This window comes from Halocatena halophila, assembly GCA_027563145.1.
GTDB lineage: Archaea > Halobacteriota > Halobacteria > Halobacteriales > Haloarculaceae > Halocatena > Halocatena halophila.
This window is the reverse complement of sequence record CP071306.1, coordinates 460,338-480,843: the sequence shown is the minus strand read 5'-3', so window position 1 is coordinate 480,843 and position 20,506 is coordinate 460,338. Positions and strand designations below refer to the sequence as shown.

Here is a 20,506-nt window from a genome sequence, read left to right as displayed (position 1 = left end):
ACGATATTTCTGTTATAATAGTACAAATACTTATCACTACTTTGTGATTTATGTAATAAATTCTATACAAAAGGAGATCCGGCACGGGCTTTTGACCATGGCGTTGGTCCGATCCGTCAATCGGCATTGTGTAGAGGGATGTTTTCTTAACTACTGAGCACTTGCGTCCGCATATGGTTGAAATATCGGAGGCGCTTCGCACCGTCTTCACTGGAACGGTCGAACAGCGGGAATCGTCGGTCGTTATCGAGGTTCCAAAGGCCGAAATCACCCACGGTTCGATCACGCCAGGAAGCGTCTATCGCGTCGCACTGTTGGCAACGGAAGAGACGGCCACGCCGTCGGATCGCCCGGTTGGCCCCGAAAAAACGCCTCCAGTCGCGGAAGGTGAAACGCGAACCGTTACCGTCGAAGCGGTCGGCCGCGAGGGCGACGGCATCGCCAAGGTCGAACGCGGATACGTGATCATCGTTCCGGAGGGAGAGCCAGAAGAAGAGGTGACAATCGTTGTTGACCGCGTAACGCCGACGGTGGCGTTCGCCTCACGAGTTGAGGAGACGCCATCGACGACGGATTGAACGCGGATAAAAAATACCCCAAATGGATAGGGCTTTGCCCGTAGGGGCCAGAAGGCTGGCCATGAGCGCACTCGACAGCCTCGACACCGTCCTCGAGGATCGATCGCTAGAGACCATCTGGCTTGCGACGACGAACAACTACGGATGGGTGACACGGGCAGACAACAGGATCAATACCGGACATCCTGTTGGCGTCGCTGCGATCCGATACGACGGAACGGAGCCCACAATTCTGACGGCGAATATCGAGGCCGACAGAATTCGTTCAGAGGTTGAGGAGTTCGCTGTCGAGGAGTTTGACTGGTACGATACGACGCTCGCTGGCGCAATCGAAGCCCGAACAAATGAGCCCGCAGCGGCTGATTTTCCCGTTTCAGGGCTCGAAGAGGTGGACCTTTCGGACGTTCGCCAGCCGCTCGATTCGACAGCCATCGAAGACTACCGTGCGCTCGGTCGAGAAACGGCTGAAGTTCTCGAATCCGTCTGTCGAACGCTCTCTTCGACGCAGACCGAGCGAGAGGTCGCTAGCACGCTAACCGGGCGGTTGACCGAACGCGCCATGAGCGTTCCAGTTTGTCTCGTTGGTGGTGCGCGACGATTACAACGTCACCGACATTTCAGGCCGACCGACGAACAGCTTGGTTCGTACGCCATCGCGTCAGTCTGTACCCGACGACGGGGATTGGTCGTTTCCGCGACGCGCACCGTCGCGTTCGATCCGCCAGAATGGCTAACAGCGCGCCACCACGCCGCAGCGCGCGTGCACACCACAGCCGTGCGCGCGACACAACGCGTAGCTAGCGACGACGGCACCGCAAGTGACGTCTTCTCTGCGATACAGAACGCCTACGATGTGGTTGGCTATCCAGATGAATGGCAGCTTCACCATCAGGGCGGCGCGGCCGGCTACGCATCCCGCGAGTGGATCGCCACCCCTAATCTCGAAAGGCAAGTGATGACACCGATGGGCTACGCGTGGAATCCCTCCGTCCAGGGGACAAAGTGTGAAGAGACGGTTCTTATCGGCGACAGTGGGATCGAAATCCTCACTAGCACTGGCGAGTGGCCAACGATGACCACGGAACCAGTTGGTAGCAAACAACCGATCGACTGTCACGTTCCGCTCGACCGTTCTAAGTAATCATAGCCTATCTGCCCGTTTTGAAAAATGGTCTGCATTTTGATGAAAAAGTTGGCATAATCGAGTGCACATGGTCCTCCCACTATAAAAATTACCCTATATCAATGGCAGAACTATAAACTGTATAACACTCAGATATGAATGGACCGGTCGTGGAGAATCCTCGGCCGAACTTCGTATGGCAACAACGGAACACACACTGGCGACGTACTTTCCAACGGAGCCGTGGCTAGAGCGGTACAGAACGGGGATCGAACGGAGCGAACAGGTTACCGAGACTGGCGAGGGGTGGGGTGTCGGATGGAACGGTGAGATGGTGTTCGAGATAACGTCGTTACCGCTAGAAAGCAACTCTCTCGGCGATCTTCCAGAGCCACTCGTCGACTCGATCGAGGAGACAGTGTTTGAGACCCTCGAAGCTGCGGAACTCGAGGAGATCATCGCGGCAGCCCCACCACAGATCCAGTCGGCGATCGACGAGCGTACCGGAAGCTTGCGTGAGCGTGCGTTCGCAGAGCTGCAGTCGACCAGCCTGGTCGATGCACCGGACCGACTCTGGCCGGAACTCCGGTCGGTAATTCCGGAAGTCCTGTTGGCCCTGCTCGAACAGCTCGAAACGCGCGTCGTGGATTCGGATACGATCTACGCGTGGCTTGATCTTCGGGATGGAACCTGTGATGAGGTTGCTGTCCTGTCAGAAATCGGTGAACGGGATCACGGCTTCGTTCTTTCTGGCCCCTACGACGTGTGGAAACGGCTGGTAGCGGGCGACGCAGGGGTGATCAACCTTATCATGGGTGGCGAGCTCGAGCTTGACGGTGATATGCAAAAGCTCCTTCAGTACTCCGACGCTGCGATAGCGCTGACGGAAGTTGCCGCCGAGACCGATTCAGAATTTCTGTTCTGACCCGCTCAGTACGAGCGTGGCAGCCCGAGATGGTGCTCGGCGATGAAGTTTTTCACCATCTCGTTCGAAATCGGTGCCGTCTGTGTGAGCCGCACGTTTTGCCAGATATCATACACCTCGTACTCCGGTGTGAATCCGTTGCCGCCGTGTGTCTGGATCGCCTGTGACGCTGCCTCGGTCGCGTACTCGCTCGCGAGATATTTCGCCGCGTTGGCTTCCATTCCGCAGTTTTGATCGGCGTCCCACTTTGCGGCCGCAGTGTAGGTGATCTCCCGGGCGGCCATGAGCTTCGCGTAGTACTCCGCTAGCGGGTGTTGAATCGCCTGATGGGCACCAATTGGCTTTCCGAACACCTCACGATCGCAGGCGTAATCGACGGCAAGGTCGATCGCACGCAGTCCGCCACCGAGCGCGCTCGCAGCGCCACCGATCCGCTCGGTGTTCAGCGTATCGAACAGTAGATACATCCCCCCGTCCTCAGTGCCCAGCACGGACTCCTCTGGAACGACCAGGCCATCGATATCCACCTGATACTGCCGTTCGAACCACGGGACGGTCGTGTCGAGCTCGGTCAGTGAGATCGCGTCACGTTCGGCCGGCTCATCGATCAGAAACATGGTGACACCATGTGTCGGATTTGATCGATCGAATGAGCTGGTACGGGCCACAAGAAGCATTTTATCGGCGTTTTCGACCCCGCTGATGAACGTTTTCTGCCCGTCGATGACGAACGTCTCTCCGTCTCTCGTTGCGGTTGTGTCGATCGCCAGCGTGTTCGTTCCAGCTCTCGGTTCGGTCAGTCCCATACAGAATCTGAGCGAGCCATCAGCAATTCCGGGGAGGATCTGCTCTTTCTGTGCCGTCGATCCGTGGCGCAACACGCTGATCCCACCGAACACGGGCGTCAACACGAAGACGATGCCACCTTGACCACCACCTCGCGAGAGCTCTTCGATCACCATCGTCATCTCGAGCATTCCTAGCCCCTCGCCGCCGAACGTTTCGGGAATTGCGACACCCAACCAGCCCTGATCGGCCAGCTCGTTCCAGTACGACTCCGGAAACGTTCTGTTTTCGATATGTTCACGCCAGTACGATCGATCGAACTCCGCAGCAATCTCACCGACTGATTCACGAATCATCCCGTGGAGCTCTGTTTCGACGTGCGTCATACCACCTGTGTCTGACGAACGATATTAACAGTAATGCAAGGCATCACAGGCAGGAAACTACAGCTGTCTGTTACTCGATCGGAGCGGTCCGTCGAGACGCGACTCAAGGTCGGCTTCGAGCTCGAAACGTCGCACTTTCTGTGTGGCGCTCCGGGGGAGTTCCTCGACGAAGAATATCCGCCGTGGATGGGCGTAGCTCGGAACGCGTTCAATTGTGAACCGTCGCAAATCGAGCTCCTCGAGCGTGGTCTCTCGTTCGGGGACGACATAGGCAACAGGAGCCCTGCCTTTCACGTCGTGGTCGGCCCCGACGACAGCGGCCTCAGCGACGCCAGGATGGTCGTAGAGTGCCTCCTCGACCGTCGAGGGATAGACGTTTTCTCCGCCCACGATAATCATGTCGTCTTTGCGATCGACGATCCACAGATAGCCATCCGCATCGACACGGGCGAGATCCCCCGTGTAAAACCACCCCGCCTCGTCGAACACGGCTGCCGTTTGGTCCGGACGATTGTGATACCCCTCGAACACCTGCGGGCCACGCACCGCAATTTCACCGGTTACTGGCGTGTCCACGTCTGAATGATTGATCGGTGGTTCGATTGCAGTGGCGTCAAGGCGGGTTGTTCGCGTCTCTGGATCCACCAGCGAAACCTCAAGGCCCTCGACCGGTGGTCCGACACATCCTGCGGCCTTCCGGACACCCCGTGCTGGTTCTGTCGCACCAGCCGGTGCGGTCTCGGTCATTCCCCACCCCTCGGCCAACCGTACGTCCCACTGGGTTTCGATGGCGTTTTTCGTCGAGTCAGCGAGCGGTGCCGCCGCACAGAGCGCCAGCTCGAGCGAGCTGAGATCGTAATCCGATGGGCTCTCGCAGTACACCCGGTGTGTCATGGTATAAAGCGCGGGGACACCAGCAATCTGTGTGATCTCGTGGCGATCGATCGCTGCCAAAATCGCCTCGGGATCGGGCTCGGCGAGCAATACGCTCGATGCACCGTTGTACAGATACGAGCCGAGTAGCGCGTTCAAGGCATAAATGTGAAACAGCGGGAGCACAAGCAGCCCAGTTTTGTCCGGATCGATTGGGTTCCCCCCGGCGTCATAGGCCTCGAGCGACGTCAGCAGATTCTCGTGTGTGAGCAACACGCCTTTTGGCCGCCCGGTCGTTCCACTCGTGTAGGGCTGGCAGGCCACGTCGTCGAACTCGCGGTGTGGACGGTCGAACGTCGCCGGTGTGTCAGCGAGCAAGTGTGAGCAGTTTTTGATTCCCAGATCGGGATCGTTCATGCCCGGGACGAGTGTCCTCGAAACGGCTGTTTTTTCGGCAAGCTCGGTAATGTCATCAGCGAGCAACGGCGACCCGATCAGACAGTCGATCGATGCATCATCAACGATGTATGCGAGCGTCTCGGTGTCCATCCGAAGGTTCAGCGGAACGGGAATCGCTCCGGACTCAATCACACCGAAATAGGTGCTGGGAAACTGCAACGTGTTCGGTATGTATAGGCCAACACGGTCACCAACGCCGACGTTGTCGTTCGCAAGCACCGCCGCCATGCGTGAAGTCGCCGCCGCAAATTCCGAATACGATTGGGTTTCAGCCATCCCCACGAACGCGGTCTTCGACCCGTAGCGATCAGCCGCCATTTTGGGAAGATCGCCCATGTGTGACAGCCGCTCGCCCTCGTAGTATTCCATGCCAGACGGTAATTATAATCCATTGATAATAATAGTTTGTATGTTAATAAGTCGTGTAACCAATAACGAAATAAACATCATATCCGTTTACTCAAATGGGGAAATTTAGTGCGGGAAGAATAGGTTAACAATCCACCAGGGGCACGAGCTGTCATGGAGATAGCAATCGGTGACGACGCCGAGGCAGAGATCGCCCAGGCGATCGCCACTGTGGCGGCCGAACATCTCGGCCGGTCCGTTTCGGTTGTAACCGAGTCGGGTGAGTCGATTGCAGCGGCGGGTGAGGACTCCTGGGAGGATGCAGGATCGGTCGTTTCTGACCGTGAGCAAGCCGTCCAGGAGGCAATCGAATCGGTCGAAAGCGGCGGACCAGAGCGCGGTCACGAGAAGATCGATTCACTCGATAAACAGTTCGTTCGTGACCGTTTAGAGATGGTGTTCGACACGATCGAGTACGAGAACGGCAGATTCGCACGCCACACGGACGATGAGTTGCCGGCAGACGGACTGCTCACAGGGATTGGAACGATCGACGGTCGGCGGGTTGCATTCACGGCCAATGACTACACCGTCAAGGCCGGATCGCTCGGGAAGCTTGGAATCGAGAAGGTCGTCAGGATCCAAGAGCGTGCACTGGAACTCGAAATTCCGATGGTTCGGCTGATAGATTCGACGGGCGCACGGCTCGACGCCTCCGAGCGTGAGCCAGGCGACACCCACATGGATCGGTATCACGGCGGGAAGACATTCTACAACCAGTGTCGGCTGTCGGGTCGCGTTCCGCAGATTGGGGTGTTGTATGGACCAGATATCGCGGGTTCTGCGTACACGCCAGTGTTCTGTGATTTTCTGATTATGGTCGAGGAGATCTCGGGGATGGCGATTGCCTCCCCACGGATCGTCGAGGCGATGACCGGTGAATCCGTCTCGATGGATGAGCTCGGTGGGCCAGCGGTCCACGCCACCGAAAGCGGGAGTGCAGATCTGGTCGTCCCCGATGAGGAAAGTGCCGCAGAGACCGTTCGTGAACTGTTGTCGTATCTGCCACAGCATTTCCGCGAGGCTCCACCGACGAGTAGCCCGACTGCCCCGGCAAAAAATCCCAAGGCGCTGGACGCGACGATCCCCGAGCAACCAAACGAAGCCTACGACGTTCACGAGACGATCGATCGGTTGCTCGACCGTGATTCGTTCCTCGAGCTCAAGCCCTCGTTCGCTCCGGAGATCGTCACCGGGCTTGGACGAATCGATGGCACTCCAGTCGGGATCGTCGCCAACCAGCCCGCCACGGTGAGCGGGGCGATCTTTCCCGACTCGGCCGACAAAGCGGCGGGGTTCGTCTGGACGTGCGATGCGTACAACATTCCGCTCATTTATCTCTGTGATACGCCGGGGTTCATGATCGGCTCGGCGGTTGAACGCGAAGGCGTGCTCCGAAAGGGACGAAAGTTCATTTATGCAACCTCAAACGCGCAGGTGCCCAAATTCTGTGTGATTCTGCGCAAAGCGTACGGGGCCGGAATTTATGGGATGTGTGGTCCGTCGTTCGATCCCGACTGTACGCTTGCGCTGCCGTCAGCAGAAATTGCCGTGATGGGACCCGACGCAGCGATCCACGCGCTGTTTGGCGACCAGCTCGAAGCGATGGATCAAGAATCACGAGCGCAGTTCATCGAATCTGCAAAATCGGAGTATCGCACACACATCGACATCACCGAACAGGCAGCCTCGTTGCAGGTTGATGAGCTGTTGCCCGCCAGCGAGCTGCGAGCACAGCTCTGTGCGCGTCTCGAGGCCGCACGCACGAAACAGCGGGACGAGCGGCCACAACACCACGGGACGGTGTTGTTCTGATCAGGCCATCGGGTCGGCAAGCAACAGACCACCATCAACGGTGAGATAGCTTCCCGTCACGTAGGCTGCCGCTGGACTGGCCATAAAGAGCACCGTAGGAACGCAATCGGCCGGCGTACCGAATCTGTCTGCTGGAATCGATCCGGTAAGCGATTCGGGGAGCGCACCCCCAGCAGCGTCCGTAATGCCGTCGGTCTCGACGATGCCAGGCGCAATAGTGTTCGCTCGAATTCCGTGTTTGGCCCACTCGCTGGCAACCGTCTGCATCAGGTTGTGCACACCGGCTTTTCCCGCACCGGAGTGGGCGTGAAAGGGTGCACCATGTTCGCTGTTGGTGGCTCCGATCGAGATGATCACGCCGCCGTCCCGGTCGATCATTCGTTCGCCAACGGCCATGGTGCAGTAGGCGGTTCCGTCGAGAATAGTTCCGACGACGGCCCGCCAGCCGTTCGGCGAGAGCGATTCCGTCGGCGTCAGAAAGTTCGCACCAGCGTTGTTGATGAGCACGTCTACCGGCCCGAGCTCCCGTTCGACGGTCTCGACCATCGACTCAACCGCGTCGGGTTCGCGAATGTCGACCGTCGTCGCACAGGCTTGTTGTCCACGTTCTTCGATCGCGTCGGCAACCGGTTCGAGATGGTCCATCGATCGGCTCGCGACTGCGACATCCCCGCCGAGCGTCGCAAATCCCAGCGCAATCGCCCGCCCGATTCCGGTGCCGCCACCCGTGACGAGCACCGTCGTGTCGTCAAACAGTTCTCCATCGAATACCGAATCGACTGCGGGCGGACTCATTCGTCCTCCAGCCCGAGAATCGAGCGGGCCTGCTCTGGCGTTGCCGGCTCGCTCCCAACCGATCGGGTCATCGCTGCCGCCTGCTCGACCAGTGTGGCGTTGGTTCCCATCGATCCATCTGGAAGGTAGAAGTTGTCCTCCAGGCCGACGCGCACGTTTCCACCCATTGCGAGTGCGGCTGCGATTAGCGGCCACTGATCCTGGCTGATGGCGATCACCTGCCAGCGTGCGGTTGGTGGGAGCCGACGGACCTGGTCGATGAGCGATTCGACCGTTGCCGGAATCCCACCAAGCACACCCATGATGAGACTGAACTGCAGTGGCGTGCTGAGCTGTCCACGGTCGAGAAACGGCGTTGTGTTGGTGATGTGCCCGGCATCGAAGCATTCGAGTTCGGGTCGAATGTCTGCCTCGTCCATTGCCGTGAGCAACTGCTCAATCTCTTCGAACGAGTTCTCGAACACCATATCAAAGACGAAATCCTCTCGCTCTGTGGAGTATTTCGCGTAGTTCATCGAGCCCATGTTCAACGCTGCAATCTCCGGCTTGACGGCCTTGAGGTACGCAATTCGTTGCTCGGGGGGTGCGTGGATCGCGCCGGTAGAAAAGTTCAACACGATATCCGTCCGCGCACGCACCTCGTCGCGAATTTCCTGATACACCTCGGGGTCGTATGTCGGTGCACCGTCGTCGGTGCGAGCATGAATGTGTGCGATCGCAGCCCCCTCGTCGCGTGCCGCCGCCGCGTCGGCTGCAATCTCCTCAGGCGTGTACGGAATGGACTCGCATTGCTCCCGTGTCGTAAGCGCCCCCGTCAGCGCGACGGAGATGACCGCCCGATCCGGATCGTTACCCTTGATCGAATCCTGTTCTGCGAACGTCATTGGTCGCGAGTCCCCCACGACGGCGTCTCATCCAGCAAAAACGCCTCGATTCCCGCCTCGGTCGCGTCGCTCATGGCGATATGAGCGATCACTTCGCGCATGTGCGATAGTGCTTTCTGATACTCCATTCCTCGCTGAGTGTAGTACGCCCGTTTACCCATATCGATCGCCACGGGCGACGAGCGGGCAAGCGAATCGATCAGATCGTCCAGTTCTGCGTCGAAATCCTCAGCCGAAACGGTTCGCGACACCAGCCCCAGATCATGTGCCGTCGCCGCGTCGAACTGTTCGCCGGTGAACGCGTATTCGAGAATTCGTTTCTCAGGTGCCGTTCGTGCGATCGGAACGATCGCCTGTGCTGGAAACAGTCCCACGTTGCGCTCTGGCAATCCGAACGTCGCATCGTCACTAGCGAGGACGATGTCACAGGCAGCTCCCAGTCCGAGCCCGCCGGCGAGACAGTAGCCTTCGACGGCTGCCACACAGAGCGCGCGCGTTTGTGGAAGCCGTTCGAGCAGCGTCGCCAATCCCGCGAAGCCATCACGGTACACCTGAGGGTCTCCGCCAGCGGAACCGGCCATCGCCTGCAGATCACCGCCCGAGCAAAATGTACCGTTCGCACCGCGCAGCACGACCACGCGAGTGGGGCCACTGTCTGCGGCCGCAAGCACAGAACACAACCCCTCAATAACGGCGTCGTTGAGTGCATTTCGCCGATCTGGTCGATCGATCGTCGCTCGCACGACCAGTTCGTCCGGGCTGGTTGTTACCGTGAGCCCATCTGTGTCGTGCGAGCTCATTTGCCCTCGAACTCGGGATCACTGTCGGTTACGAACGCCGAAATACCAGCTGCAAGATCCTCGGTGTCGAGCAAGTGGCCAAACGCCTGCGCTTCGAGTTCGAGGCCTGCGTCCGGTGATGGTGTGGCCGCACGCATCGCACGCTTGCTGTAACGCTGTGCGATCGGCGGACCAGCAGCGATCTCCGCAGCAAATGACCGGGCATCTTCCTCGAACGACTCGGCCTCGATCAGGTCGTAGAGATAGCCAAACTCGTACATTCGCTCTGCACTGAACCGGTCGGCCGTGAACACGAACTGTTTGGCCACGCTCTCACCGAGCAGTTGCTGGAGGCGCTGTGTGCCACCCCAGCCCGGCAACAGCCCGAGTGAGTGTTCGGGGAGGCCGAACTCCGAGCGATCGCTCGCGATTCTGAGATCTGCACACATCGAAAGCTCCATTCCACCGCCCAGACAGTAGCCGTCAATGCCGGCAACCACCGGCAAATCCGTCGCTTTGAGCCGGCCGAAGACGGTCTGTCCGCGTCGAGAGTGTTCGACACCTTTGCGGTGGCCCATCACGCCCGAAGACTGCACGTCCGCCCCCGCAGAAAACGCACGATCGCCGGCTCCCGTGAGGTAGATCGCCCGAACCGACTCGGCCGATTCACACCGATCGATCACGGCGTCCAGTTCGTCAAGCAGTTCCGTGGTGATCGTGTTCAACGCATCAGGCCGATCCAGTTCAATCCAGCCGAGCCCATCATCGGTCCGCTCGAACTGCACCGTTTCGTACGAATCAGTCATGAACGATCACTCCACCAGAAGGACGAATCGCTCGCGGTCATTGTGTGCACGCCACTCACATTACACAGATCAAACAAAAGTTGTTCGGCCTCCTCTACGCGGCCGTTGAAGGGTGTGGATCTGTCTTCGTTTCATCGTTGCCAATCATTAGGCTCCCCCTCTGTGAATCGGATCCGTATGATCGTGGTGAGCGGACTGGTAGTCATAGGATTACTCGTTGCAGCGTTCGTTGGATACAACATCGGCGGATCCTCGACTGGCGTTGCGTTTGGGCCGGCAGTTGGGGGAAAAATTGTCAACAAGACGACCGCTGCCTCGTTGTTCACCCTGTTTGCGCTGGTTGGTGGTTGGACCGTCGGTCGAAACGTCATCACCACTATGAGCGAGGGGATCGTTCCACAGCAAGAATTTACGCTGCTTGCGAGCATCGTAGTGCTGTTTTTCACCGGTGCGACGCTGTTGCTCTCGAACATCTATGGCGTTCCCGCATCGACATCGATGACTGCCGTCGGCTCAATCGCTGGGCTCGGTCTCGCAACGGGCACGCTCAACGAGTCGATGATGTTCGGTATCGTCGCGGCGTGGATCATCGCGCCCGTCGCTGCGTTCTGGATTGGTTTTCTGTTCGGTCGGTATCTTTATCCACATCTCGACGCTCGCGTGTCGTTCACACGGTTCGAAGCCGGTCTGGTGACGTTCGAACGAACGGGGATGATGCCACGTGTCTCGATCAACGAACGAGCACATCCGCGTGATATTGTTGGTGCAGCCGCCGTCCTGATCGTTGCCTGTTACAACGCGTTTTCGGCCGGTGCGTCGAACGCTGCGAACGCGATTGCGCCGCTCGTCGGTAGCGGGTCGTTGACAGCCAGTCAGGGGATTATTCTCGCCATCGCAGCGATCGGGCTCGGCGGGTTCACTATCGCGAGACGAACGCTCGATACGGTTGGCGATGGCCTCACTGATCTTCCAATTCTTGCGGCGCTCGTCGTCTCGCTCGTTGGTGCGACGATCATCACGGTGCTTTCCGACCTCGGTATTCCGGCAAGCCTTGCAGTGAGTACCACCTCTTCGATCATTGGACTCGGCTGGGGTCGCTCGAGTCGGCATACGACGCTCGTTGGAGCGAGTAAAACTGCCATCGATACGGAGCCAACTCTCGCCGTCAGATCCTCAGCCGACAGGGCACGAGAACTCTCGACGAATGCGCTGCTCGCAGAAACTGCCGAACCTGACCCCGAAACCGAGCGCGCACGTGGACCGACTATCGGCGAACTCGCCACTGAACCCGACATCGAAACGAGACCGCTCGATCCAGACTCCATTCCACGTGTGGGCGAAGAATCTCAGGAGGACCTTCTTCGAGAACCCCCCGTGATGTTCGACCGGGTCGCAACACAGCGAGTGGTTTTTCTCTGGATTCTTACCCCAACGCTCGCGACGATCGGTTCGTGGCTCGTCTTTTCTGCAATGCTATGATAAACTATTGCTTATTCGGCTTTAGCATGGTTTATTTCGATGGATAATTCATCTCTTCGGCTATAATCCTTATAATCACACAAATATTGGGATTATTTGTGTTTCTTCTAATTCATACGCTCCGTGTGGATCATCCAGAATTCGTTGTGCTTATGATCTTTTAGGGGGACCTAAATACATGATCAGGAACGTTTCTCCGGGAGTCCATCGATGGCGACAACCTCCAGCGTGCGATTGCTGTGATAATGGCTCACAGGATTCGGATGAGCGGTGGCCATGACCAGTGGTGAAAGCAGCTCAATCGATGATCCTGCTGGCAGACGGACGGTCGGTGATTTCATCCCTGCAGATCCGGCGTTGATTGGACTCGCCGTCGTCAGCGTGATACTCGTCGTTCTCGGTGGGCTCATCCAGGTCCGATTCGGTGCGTACAACATGTCGTTCCCCACGGTGGTTGAAGCAGTGTCGAACCCCTCTGTGTTGTTCGATCCAAAGCTGCTGGTTTCATTTTTCCTTGGCTCGGGAGCAACGACGACGCTTTTCGGAAGCGAAGCCTCACTGCGGGCACTTGATACGGCAACCACGGTCGTCTGGACGATCCGTTTGCCCCGTGTGATCGTTGCGATTCTGGTTGGGATGAATCTCGCCATCTCCGGGACGATCTTCCAGGCCGTCACACAGAACGAACTCGCGAGCCCGTTTATCCTCGGCGTCTCGAATGGAGCGGGTGTCGTGATTCTGGTGACGCTCGTGATGTTTCCGGGGCTATCGACATTTCTGCCGCTGTTTGCCGCGCTCGGTGGCGCGATTGCGTTCGGAATTGTCTACGCGATCGCCTGGAAGAACGGGACGTCTCCCGTTCGGCTCGTGCTGGCCGGAATAATCGTTGGGACTGTCTTTCAGTCGGTTCAGCGGGCGATGTTCCTGTTTGCGGCCGATATCGGCACTGCACAGTCAGCGATGCAGTGGATGACCGGCTCGTTGACCGGCGTCGGCTGGGAACAGGTTCGGATGGCCGGCCCCTGGACGTTGCTCGTGGTGTTGCTCGTACTCATCGGTGCCAGACAACTCAACGTGCTTGTCCTCGGCGAGCGGACCGCAAAATCACTCGGGATGTCGGTCGAACGGGTCCGCCTCGGGCTTGCCGGTATCGGTGTTCTTGCCGCCGCCGCAAGCATCGCCGTCGCTGGCGTGGTGAGCTTCGTTGGCCTGATCGTTCCACATCTGGTGCGAACGATCGTTGGAAGCGACCACCGAAAGCTGATTGTTGGCTGTCTCTTTGCCGGCCCGGCGCTGATGGTCGTTGCGGACGTTGGTGCGCGGCTGGGTCTCGAACTGCTCGGTGCGTCCGGACAGCAACTTCCAGTCGGTATCGTCACCGGGCTCCTCGGTGGACCATACTTCCTCTATCTCATGCGAAAGCGCCAGAAGATTGGCGAAGTGTAGGCTACCCCGTGCGCGCACGGAGCTCTCGCAATCCCGCCGTGATCATTGCACCACCAATGAGGCTCGCAAACAGCAGCTCGAATTCGTCCGTCATCGTGTAATCTATGACGAACGTCGTTACGGCGGCCAGCACGTAGACGGATTGCATCGCAACGATCGCAATCACACCCCAGAGCGCTCGGTCAACCGTTACTGCGGAGGCTCCGACGACAGCCGTTTCGAGCGCAGTGTGTCCGGTGAGCGCGATCGCTGCTGAGACGCCCACGATCCCACCTGTGACGTACGCCGTTGCAAGCGCCATCCCCTCGAGACACTGGTGTATGATGAGCGTCGTTACTGTGGCCGCAACTGTCTCGCCAGCGCTGAGCGTTCCGATCGCCCACACCAGGATACTGCCACAGAGCGCGCTCACACTGGCGAGCACGGGGTGAGCTGTTATGTGGGGGCCCACGGTACTGACGCCGAGGACCACCAGCACCGCACCGACAGCAAATGTGAGTCGCCGCCTGAATCGACGATCCGTGCTCCCAGTCACCGAGGTGGACGCCCCGACCATGACGATGCCACCAGCACCACCACCAATCGCCGAGGCGACTACCACCCATTCAAATGTCATACCAACAACTGATTCGCCGACCCGAACGTGTACTGAGGTGATATTCAGGACAAAAGACAGACAGCAATGTGCCACACTGTGAAACTGCATCCTTCTATTCGTACAACACTATTTGCGATAAAACACTACTATATCAAAATGATAATGGTGTTCGGTCAACTGACGGAATGGTTCGGTCGGTAATGTCTATGAGATGGTGTGTGATGACACCAGAACAAATCGAGACGCTATGCGAGTTCAATCGTCAGCGACTGCCCCATCCACGCGATACGCCCGGCTGACGCGTTTCCAGGCGTTGGAGTAAAATCGATAGTAGTTGAGTGCTGCCGGAATCGCGGTTTCTGCGAGAAAGGCCAGATACAGCCCCCAGATGCCCAGGGACGTCGTTGCCCCGAGATACGTCAGGGGTATCGAGACGCCAAACATCCCGACGGCCTGGCTGTAGAACGTCCAGCGGGTGTCACCACTAGCATCGAGCAGCCCGGCGGCACCGCCAGAGACGCCCTGGAGCAAGATCGCCAGACACGCCACCGAGACGAGCGAGACGCCAACGTCAATGGTTCGGGTTGGGGTCCCGTCCACGAACGACTGGACGAGCGGTTCGGCGAACACGAACACGCAGATCGCAGAGACGAGATACACGACGACCGAAAACCGGATGATTTCGCGGCCGTAGGCCTCGGCGGTGGCTTCGTCGCCGGTTCCGAGCGACTGGCCAACCAGACTGCTGGCTGCCAGCCCAAAGCCCCAGCCGGGCGTGTTCATGACTCCCCAGATGCGTCGAGCAATCACATACGCCGCCATCACCGACGGGCCAAACCAGGCGACGATTGCGAGCATCGGGAACTCTGCAACGGTCCAGACGCCGTTTCGACCCATTACTGGGACTCCGATCTCGATTAGCTGACGTCCGAGCCCCGAATCGAAGTACGGGCCAAACGGATCGAGGGTAATTGGAAGCTCTTTCCCACCGGGAAGCCCGCCACGGACGAGGATCCAGAAGAACGTTCCGGCAACCAGGATGTTCGAGAGCACCGTCCCAACGGCAGCTCCTTCGACGCCAAGTCCGAGACCGAAGATGGCGATCGCGTTGATGGCGATGTTCGAGAGGGCACCGCCCGCCCGCAACACCATGGGCGTCCAGGCGTCATCGATGCCAATGAAGACACGGCTCCAGACGAGATTGATCGCGGCGAACGGGATACCGAGCCCGACCAGCCGAAGATAGCGCGTGCCGAAGTCGATCACCACTGGATCATCGCTCAACAGCCCAAGCAAGGGCTGTGGAGCCGCAAAAAAGATAACGGTGATTGGCAACGTGAGTGCGATGACGAGCACGAGACTCGTTCGAATCGCGGTACCCATCTCGTGAAACTTCTCGGCACCGAATCGCTGGGAGACGAGCGCGATCGTCCCCGCTGCAATCCCACCGCCAACAGCAAACGCAAGCCCCCAGTATGGACCGGCAAGGCCAACACCGGCGATCGCCGTCGAGCCGAGTGCAATCCCAACCATCGCAACGTCGACTGCGTTTTTCGACATGCGGGCAATACCGGTCACAATCCGTGGCCAGGCCAGCTCCGTCGTCCGACGCGCGCGCTCAGAATCGATCAGCCCGAGCCGAGACAGCGCGCGACCGATACAGAGGACCAGCAGTCGTATCGGGTTTGGAAAGCGAACCATGAGAAACTGTCTGTATTTCTCGACGACCGAATAAAGACGTTCGCTCTCCGGATGAACTGTCCCATTGGTACCAGCTGACGATCATGAATGTTGGTGAGTATCAGGCAGTCACATTTGTCGATCTGGGGTTGCTGGCTGTCGGTCGACTTCACACTCCGTACGGATCGGTCCTGACACAGCATACCACCCCGATTAAGCCCGTCCGCGTGCTACTGATACACATGTATGAGTCGGTGCTCATTCCCACCGATGGGAGTGATGGGACGGCGGCGGCAGTCCGGGAGGGGATCGAACTGGCGCACCGATATGGGTCGACGATACACGCGCTGTCGGTGATCGAACTCGCCTACACGGAGGAGTCGGTGGCGGATGCCGGCGTCTGGGAATCGGTTTTTGAGACGCGAAAGCGTGAGTGTGAGGCCGCCGTTGTGGAGGTCGATGCGGCAGTGGCGTCTGCGGGACACGAGCTGTCGGTGACGACGGCGATCCGACAGGGCTATCCAGCCACGGAAATCGTAGCGTACGCCGACCAGCACGACGTTGATTGCATCGTAATGGGGACTCATGGCCGAACGGGAATGCGTCGGTATCTACTCGGCAGTGTGACGAGCTCTGTGGTTCGCCGTGCAACCCGTCCGGTGGTGACCGTTCAGCTGACCGATCCGTCGGTATCAGCGTCACACAATGCGATTCTCGTTGCCACCGACGGCTCTGCTGGATCACAACCGGCCGTCGAGGGAGCAATCGATCTGGCACGACACTACAACGCCACACTCCACGTCCTCTCGGTGGTCGAAACGAAGTTCGCCTCCCGCGCGCCGATCAGAAGAGCGCTCGAAACCGAAGCGAACGAGGCGATCACGTCAGTCGTTGAACAAACGCCCGCGACACTCGACACGGAGACACACTGTTATACGGGAGTGGTCCACGAAGCGATCGCTGAGGCGATCGAGAACAACGACATTGGGATGCTCGTTCTCGGAACACACGGACGCGAGGGACTCGATCGGCTGTTGCTCGGAAGCGTCGCCGAACGAATGATTCGGACAGCAGCCATCCCTGTAATGATCGTCCCGTCTCCAGATGTCGACCCCGAAAGCTGACCATCAGGGCGCGTTCAGCCGGGCGCATTCGTGAGTGCGATCCGTGTCTCGGTGGCGAGGTCATCGACGACGCTCGCCGCCGGTCTACTGTGATCGATCTGTCCGACGCCCTGTCCGGCGTACAGGGGGAGTTCTTCGATCTCCCCCATCGTGTCGGGAACGGCAAGCATGTCGTCGTATCGGTCGATCGGCTCGCCATCGGGAGTGGTGCCGACGCGAACGCCAGCACCTGGTTTATCCTGTGTCGGTCGTCCAGCGTCGATCCACTCGCTTACAATCTCAGTTTCGAGCACCCGGTGGTCCATTCCCGGCCAGCCACCATCAAAGGGCCTTCCCAGCACGGTGTCGGCACTCTCGTGTGTGGTAAGCCGCGATCTGTACGTCTCGTGGATCTTGGCTTCGGTGGTTGCAAGAAACCGGGTACCGAGCCAGGCGCCCCCAGCACCGAGCGTGAGAGCCGCCGCAATGGCGCGGCCATCAGAGATTCCACCGGCGGCGATCACGGGCACATCTCCAACCGCATCGACGAGCTGGGGTATCAAACAGAGCGTCGTCAGTTCGCCTTCGACGTGACCACCGGCCTCTGTGCCCTGGCCAACGACGCAATCGACGCCAGCCTCAACGGCCGAACGGGCAGCTTCGAGCGAGCCAACGCTCTGGAGGACAGTCGTGTCTGTCGCATCCAATCGATCGACGAACTGGCTGCAGTCGCCGAACGAAAACGACACGATTGGCACGCCAGCGTCGAGACAGCAATCAACCAACGTCTCGGGATCGGTCGTCGAGGCCGTTTCGTCGAGCACGATGTTGGCCCCAACCGGCCCGGTCGACTGGGCCATCGCCTCGTCCAACGCCGTCCGGGCGTCCGCTGGTGATCGCCAGCTGAGCGCGAGCGTCCCGAGCCCTCCCGCATTGGTGACCGCCGCGGCGAGTGACGGACAGCTTGCGCTCCCGATCGGTGCCTGCACGATCGGGAGATCAATGCCGAACAACGAAGTGATCTCTGTCTGGAGTTCGTTCACTCCTTGGACTACTCACACTGCGTGAAAGGACGTATGGATGAGACAAGCGTTGTTCTTACTGAAACAGAGGTTCCAGCTCGGGGTTCAAGAATGTCCCCGCTGGATCGAACGATTCTCTGATCGACGCAAACGTCTCGAATTCCGGGAAGCGATCGCGAAGATCTGTGGGGGAACGGCCGTTCATTTTCCCCCAGTGTGGACGCCCGTCGTGCTCAGCAAAGATCGACTCACAGGCGTCAAAGTACGCACGATATGGCTTTCGGTGATAGGCGTGGACCGCGATGAACGCAACGTCTCGGTCATACGCTGGACTGAGGAGAATGTCGTCGCCTCGTGTGTATCTGAATTCGATCGGAAACACGATCGGCCACTCGGATTCACGAAGCTCTGCTCTGAGTGCTCGAATCGCAGACCCGCCCGCATCGGCCGGCACTGCATACTCCATCTCGTTGAATCGAACGGCACGCATGGTCGGGAATACATCGTGACTCGGACCGACGGTGCTGGTTCCATCGAGCGTTCCGGCCGCAAATCGTGCCAGTCGAGGACTCATCTGTGGTATCCGTGCTGACAGCCGACAGATTGCACTCCAGGCCAGGTTTTCTGCCCGTTCGTCGAGTTGGTAGGGGACGCCACGCGTTGGAGCGGCCGACGTTGGATTCAGCGTCTTGATGAGTGTATGATCCGTGTGGGGAAACCAGAAAAATTCGACGTGGCGATTGTTTGCACGCAGCGTTTCGAGTCGATTGAGCACGGAATCCAGCGACTCGATCCAGCTGTTCTCTCGCAGTCGATACGCAGATCGAACGTTCAGCGTGATCTCGCTGACGATTCCGAGCGTGCCGAGCGAAAGCTGTACAGCCCGGAACTGCTCTCCATCATCTGGGTCGATTGTTTGAATCTCCCCATCTGCCCTGATGAGCCGAACGGAAGCGATCTGTGTCGGCATGATCCCCAGCTCGATCCCCGTTCCGTGCGTGCCAGTGGCGAGCGCGCCGGCGATCGTCTGGGCGTCCACATCGCCCATGTTCTTGAGTGCGAGCCCGTAATCATCGAGCGCGGTTGTGAGCTCACTGAGCGGTGTTCCAGCGCGAACCGTCACCTGTTCTCTGGCAGGATTCACTGTGGTGATGCCAGTGTAGTTCGCAAGCGAAACGAGTATGTCCTCGGTTGGCACCACCGGAGAGAACGAGTGGCCAGACCCTGCCACGCGTATCGTCCGCTCGCCAGCGTATCGATCGACGATCGTTTGCAGTTCATCTTCCGAGTCGGGTTCAAGCATCCGATCCGGCGAGCAGTGGTGCTCTTCCGACCAGTTCGTCCAGCTCACAGGAAACACCGCCCATCCCCCCGATAGGTCGAATGGCGATCGACGATCGTATCGCCCTCGATCACACGGAGTGTCTCGAACTGCGCACAGAGTTCACCGGCTTTCGCGTGGCGAAAGACGACAGGATCGCCAAGCGACAGCTCATGTGCTCGGTCATACTTGACGGGCGTCTGGACCTCTCCCGCACCTTCTGCGTCTCGCAGCGACGTCTCTGCTGGAAGGTGTGGCGTGGGCGTTTTGTCGACGCCGGGCGTTCCGCTGGCGATATATCCACCACCGCGACACGTAACCATGCCATCGGTTGGTGTCCGCACAACCTCGATCGCAAAGCCTGCTGCCGGCTCATAATCGAACGCCCGGTAGCCATCGAACAGCGCCGGCGCAAAGATGCCCGAACCGACCGTCACCTCCGTTACGGATTCATCGTCAGTGGTCGACTCCAGACTACCGGTCCCCCCGCCGTTGACGAATGCGAGCTCGTGACCGGCTTCCGCAAGCGCCTTGATCACTGCCTGTCGACGGGCGTGTAGCCGGTCAATCGATCTGGATTTCAACCGCCTGATCACCCAGTCCATCATGGCCGTATTCGAAGGATCGTCGTCGGGGATGCCAGCAATCTGTCCCTCATAGCCCATCACGCCACGAAGCTCGACGCCAGCCGTGTTCGCTATCGTTGTGGCAAGCGTGCGTGCCTGATCAGGTGTGGTGATCGGCGATCGTCGCACGCCAAAGTGGATGCCAAAATGAGACGTCGACATATCGATATCGAGACAGAGCGGGACGGTCGGTGAGTCTTCAGGAACGCAGTCGGCGATGCACTCGACGTGAGCGGGCGAATCGACCATCAGTGTGATCGTGGTCCCGTCAGCAACCGCCGCACACACGGTCGAGAGCTCGGTTCGATCCACCACGGGATAGGCAACGAGAAGATTGTCGAATCCGTGCTCGGCCAGATACGCCGCCTCGGTGCCGGTGTAACACATGATCCCCTCGAATCCGTCGTGTTCGAGAACGTACGCGAGGATGTTTCGACAGCGAATCGACTTCGATGCAACCCGAATCGGAAGCTCGCCTGCTCGGCGCTGTGTCGTGCGGATATTTGCGTCCAGTGCCGCCCGATCGACGTACGCCAGCGGCATCTGCTCGCCCTCGATGGCCGATCGGTACCGATCGTACGTTCCATTCGTCATGGTGGAACGTGGCAAACACA

General features: G+C 58.9%; 18 protein-coding genes. 7 read left to right on the top strand and 11 right to left on the bottom strand.

The window, feature by feature from the left end:
• Positions 1-173 precede the first annotated feature (173 nt).
• The 3 genes from JXQ78_RS02455 (at position 174) to JXQ78_RS02445 (ending at position 2,626) form a co-directional block, all read left to right on the top strand.
• A complete protein-coding gene (locus JXQ78_RS02455; RefSeq protein ID WP_330631892.1) occupies positions 174-578 on the top strand; it encodes a TRAM domain-containing protein in 405 nt (134 codons plus the stop codon).
• Between the two features lie 61 nt (positions 579-639).
• Positions 640-1,719 carry a M24 family metallopeptidase gene (locus tag JXQ78_RS02450; protein ID WP_330631891.1) on the top strand — a complete coding sequence of 360 codons (1,080 nt, stop codon included), beginning with the start codon at positions 640-642 and terminating at the stop codon, positions 1,717-1,719.
• Positions 1,720-1,897: 178 nt separating this feature from the next.
• Positions 1,898-2,626 carry an SCP2 sterol-binding domain-containing protein gene (locus JXQ78_RS02445; RefSeq protein WP_330631890.1) on the top strand — a complete coding sequence of 243 codons (729 nt, stop codon included), beginning with the start codon at positions 1,898-1,900 and terminating at the stop codon, positions 2,624-2,626.
• A gap of 5 nt (positions 2,627-2,631) precedes the next feature.
• On the opposite strand, the gene JXQ78_RS02440 is transcribed toward JXQ78_RS02445, so the two are convergent.
• On the bottom strand, positions 2,632-3,798 hold the full coding sequence (locus JXQ78_RS02440; protein WP_330631889.1) for an acyl-CoA dehydrogenase family protein: 1,167 nt from the start codon (positions 3,796-3,798) through the stop codon (positions 2,632-2,634).
• 57 nt (positions 3,799-3,855) lie between these two features.
• Positions 3,856-5,499 carry a class I adenylate-forming enzyme family protein gene (locus JXQ78_RS02435; protein WP_330631888.1) on the bottom strand — a complete coding sequence of 548 codons (1,644 nt, stop codon included), beginning with the start codon at positions 5,497-5,499 and terminating at the stop codon, positions 3,856-3,858.
• Positions 5,500-5,652: 153 nt separating this feature from the next.
• Between JXQ78_RS02435 and JXQ78_RS02430 the strand changes: the two genes are divergently transcribed.
• Positions 5,653-7,353: an acyl-CoA carboxylase subunit beta gene (locus JXQ78_RS02430; protein WP_330631887.1), complete on the top strand. Its 1,701-nt coding sequence runs from the start codon at positions 5,653-5,655 to the stop codon at positions 7,351-7,353.
• Here JXQ78_RS02430 and JXQ78_RS02425 read toward each other — a convergent pair whose 3' ends face one another.
• From JXQ78_RS02425 to JXQ78_RS02410, 4 genes are read right to left on the bottom strand one after another with little or no spacing between them, the layout of a single operon-like run.
• Positions 7,354-8,148 (bottom strand): SDR family oxidoreductase, encoded by a 795-nt coding sequence (locus tag JXQ78_RS02425; protein WP_330631886.1) that lies wholly within the window; start codon positions 8,146-8,148, stop codon positions 7,354-7,356. It lies immediately after the preceding gene.
• A complete protein-coding gene (locus tag JXQ78_RS02420) occupies positions 8,145-9,032 on the bottom strand; it encodes a BKACE family enzyme (RefSeq protein WP_330631885.1) in 888 nt (295 codons plus the stop codon). The genes JXQ78_RS02425 and JXQ78_RS02420 overlap by 4 nt, the downstream gene beginning before the upstream one ends.
• Complete coding sequence (locus JXQ78_RS02415) at positions 9,029-9,832, bottom strand: enoyl-CoA hydratase/isomerase family protein (RefSeq protein WP_330631884.1); 804 nt, start codon at positions 9,830-9,832, stop codon at positions 9,029-9,031. The genes JXQ78_RS02420 and JXQ78_RS02415 overlap by 4 nt, the downstream gene beginning before the upstream one ends.
• Entirely contained in the window at positions 9,829-10,617 is a 789-nt protein-coding gene (locus JXQ78_RS02410; RefSeq protein ID WP_330631883.1) for an enoyl-CoA hydratase/isomerase family protein, read from the bottom strand. Before JXQ78_RS02410 ends, JXQ78_RS02415 begins: the two co-directional genes overlap by 4 nt.
• A gap of 183 nt (positions 10,618-10,800) precedes the next feature.
• Between JXQ78_RS02410 and JXQ78_RS02405 the strand changes: the two genes are divergently transcribed.
• Together JXQ78_RS02405 and JXQ78_RS02400 are read left to right on the top strand one after the other, a co-directional pair.
• Entirely contained in the window at positions 10,801-12,096 is a 1,296-nt protein-coding gene (locus tag JXQ78_RS02405; protein WP_330632843.1) for an inorganic phosphate transporter, read from the top strand.
• Between the two features lie 276 nt (positions 12,097-12,372).
• Positions 12,373-13,542 (top strand): FecCD family ABC transporter permease, encoded by a 1,170-nt coding sequence (locus JXQ78_RS02400; protein ID WP_330631882.1) that lies wholly within the window; start codon positions 12,373-12,375, stop codon positions 13,540-13,542.
• A gap of 1 nt (position 13,543) precedes the next feature.
• Here the strand turns inward: JXQ78_RS02400 and JXQ78_RS02395 are convergent, their stop codons facing one another.
• Positions 13,544-14,158, bottom strand: a complete 615-nt coding sequence (locus JXQ78_RS02395; protein ID WP_330631881.1) for a hypothetical protein — start codon at positions 14,156-14,158, stop codon at positions 13,544-13,546.
• A 237-nt stretch (positions 14,159-14,395) separates the two neighbouring features.
• A complete protein-coding gene (locus JXQ78_RS02390; protein ID WP_330631880.1) occupies positions 14,396-15,841 on the bottom strand; it encodes an MATE family efflux transporter in 1,446 nt (481 codons plus the stop codon).
• Positions 15,842-15,924: 83 nt separating this feature from the next.
• Between JXQ78_RS02390 and JXQ78_RS02385 the strand changes: the two genes are divergently transcribed.
• Complete coding sequence (locus JXQ78_RS02385) at positions 15,925-16,944, top strand: universal stress protein (RefSeq protein ID WP_330631879.1); 1,020 nt, start codon at positions 15,925-15,927, stop codon at positions 16,942-16,944.
• Between the two features lie 14 nt (positions 16,945-16,958).
• Here JXQ78_RS02385 and JXQ78_RS02380 read toward each other — a convergent pair whose 3' ends face one another.
• From JXQ78_RS02380 to JXQ78_RS02370, 3 genes are read right to left on the bottom strand one after another with little or no spacing between them, the layout of a single operon-like run.
• Entirely contained in the window at positions 16,959-17,966 is a 1,008-nt protein-coding gene (locus tag JXQ78_RS02380; protein ID WP_330631878.1) for an NAD(P)H-dependent flavin oxidoreductase, read from the bottom strand.
• Positions 17,967-18,021: 55 nt separating this feature from the next.
• Positions 18,022-19,296: a D-arabinono-1,4-lactone oxidase gene (locus JXQ78_RS02375; protein ID WP_330631877.1), complete on the bottom strand. Its 1,275-nt coding sequence runs from the start codon at positions 19,294-19,296 to the stop codon at positions 18,022-18,024.
• Positions 19,293-20,486: an amino acid deaminase/aldolase gene (locus tag JXQ78_RS02370; RefSeq protein WP_330631876.1), complete on the bottom strand. Its 1,194-nt coding sequence runs from the start codon at positions 20,484-20,486 to the stop codon at positions 19,293-19,295. The genes JXQ78_RS02375 and JXQ78_RS02370 overlap by 4 nt, the downstream gene beginning before the upstream one ends.
• Positions 20,487-20,506: the final 20 nt, after the last annotated feature.

What these genes read in the sequence shown, in the direction of transcription:
- JXQ78_RS02455 (WP_330631892.1), top strand. Translation starts at nt 174, where the DNA reads ATGGTTGAAATATCGGAGGCGCTTCGCACCGTCTTCACTGGAACGGTC.
- JXQ78_RS02450 (WP_330631891.1), top strand. Translation starts at nt 640, where the DNA reads ATGAGCGCACTCGACAGCCTCGACACCGTCCTCGAGGATCGATCGCTA.
- JXQ78_RS02445 (WP_330631890.1), top strand. Translation starts at nt 1,898, where the DNA reads ATGGCAACAACGGAACACACACTGGCGACGTACTTTCCAACGGAGCCG.
- JXQ78_RS02440 (WP_330631889.1), bottom strand. Translation starts at nt 3,798, where the DNA reads ATGACGCACGTCGAAACAGAGCTCCACGGGATGATTCGTGAATCAGTC.
- JXQ78_RS02435 (WP_330631888.1), bottom strand. Translation starts at nt 5,499, where the DNA reads ATGGAATACTACGAGGGCGAGCGGCTGTCACACATGGGCGATCTTCCC.
- JXQ78_RS02430 (WP_330631887.1), top strand. Translation starts at nt 5,653, where the DNA reads ATGGAGATAGCAATCGGTGACGACGCCGAGGCAGAGATCGCCCAGGCG.
- JXQ78_RS02425 (WP_330631886.1), bottom strand. Translation starts at nt 8,148, where the DNA reads ATGAGTCCGCCCGCAGTCGATTCGGTATTCGATGGAGAACTGTTTGAC.
- JXQ78_RS02420 (WP_330631885.1), bottom strand. Translation starts at nt 9,032, where the DNA reads ATGACGTTCGCAGAACAGGATTCGATCAAGGGTAACGATCCGGATCGG.
- JXQ78_RS02415 (WP_330631884.1), bottom strand. Translation starts at nt 9,832, where the DNA reads ATGAGCTCGCACGACACAGATGGGCTCACGGTAACAACCAGCCCGGAC.
- JXQ78_RS02410 (WP_330631883.1), bottom strand. Translation starts at nt 10,617, where the DNA reads ATGACTGATTCGTACGAAACGGTGCAGTTCGAGCGGACCGATGATGGG.
- JXQ78_RS02400 (WP_330631882.1), top strand. Translation starts at nt 12,373, where the DNA reads ATGACCAGTGGTGAAAGCAGCTCAATCGATGATCCTGCTGGCAGACGG.
- JXQ78_RS02395 (WP_330631881.1), bottom strand. Translation starts at nt 14,158, where the DNA reads ATGACATTTGAATGGGTGGTAGTCGCCTCGGCGATTGGTGGTGGTGCT.
- JXQ78_RS02390 (WP_330631880.1), bottom strand. Translation starts at nt 15,841, where the DNA reads ATGGTTCGCTTTCCAAACCCGATACGACTGCTGGTCCTCTGTATCGGT.
- JXQ78_RS02385 (WP_330631879.1), top strand. Translation starts at nt 15,925, where the DNA reads ATGAATGTTGGTGAGTATCAGGCAGTCACATTTGTCGATCTGGGGTTG.
- JXQ78_RS02370 (WP_330631876.1), bottom strand. Translation starts at nt 20,486, where the DNA reads ATGACGAATGGAACGTACGATCGGTACCGATCGGCCATCGAGGGCGAG.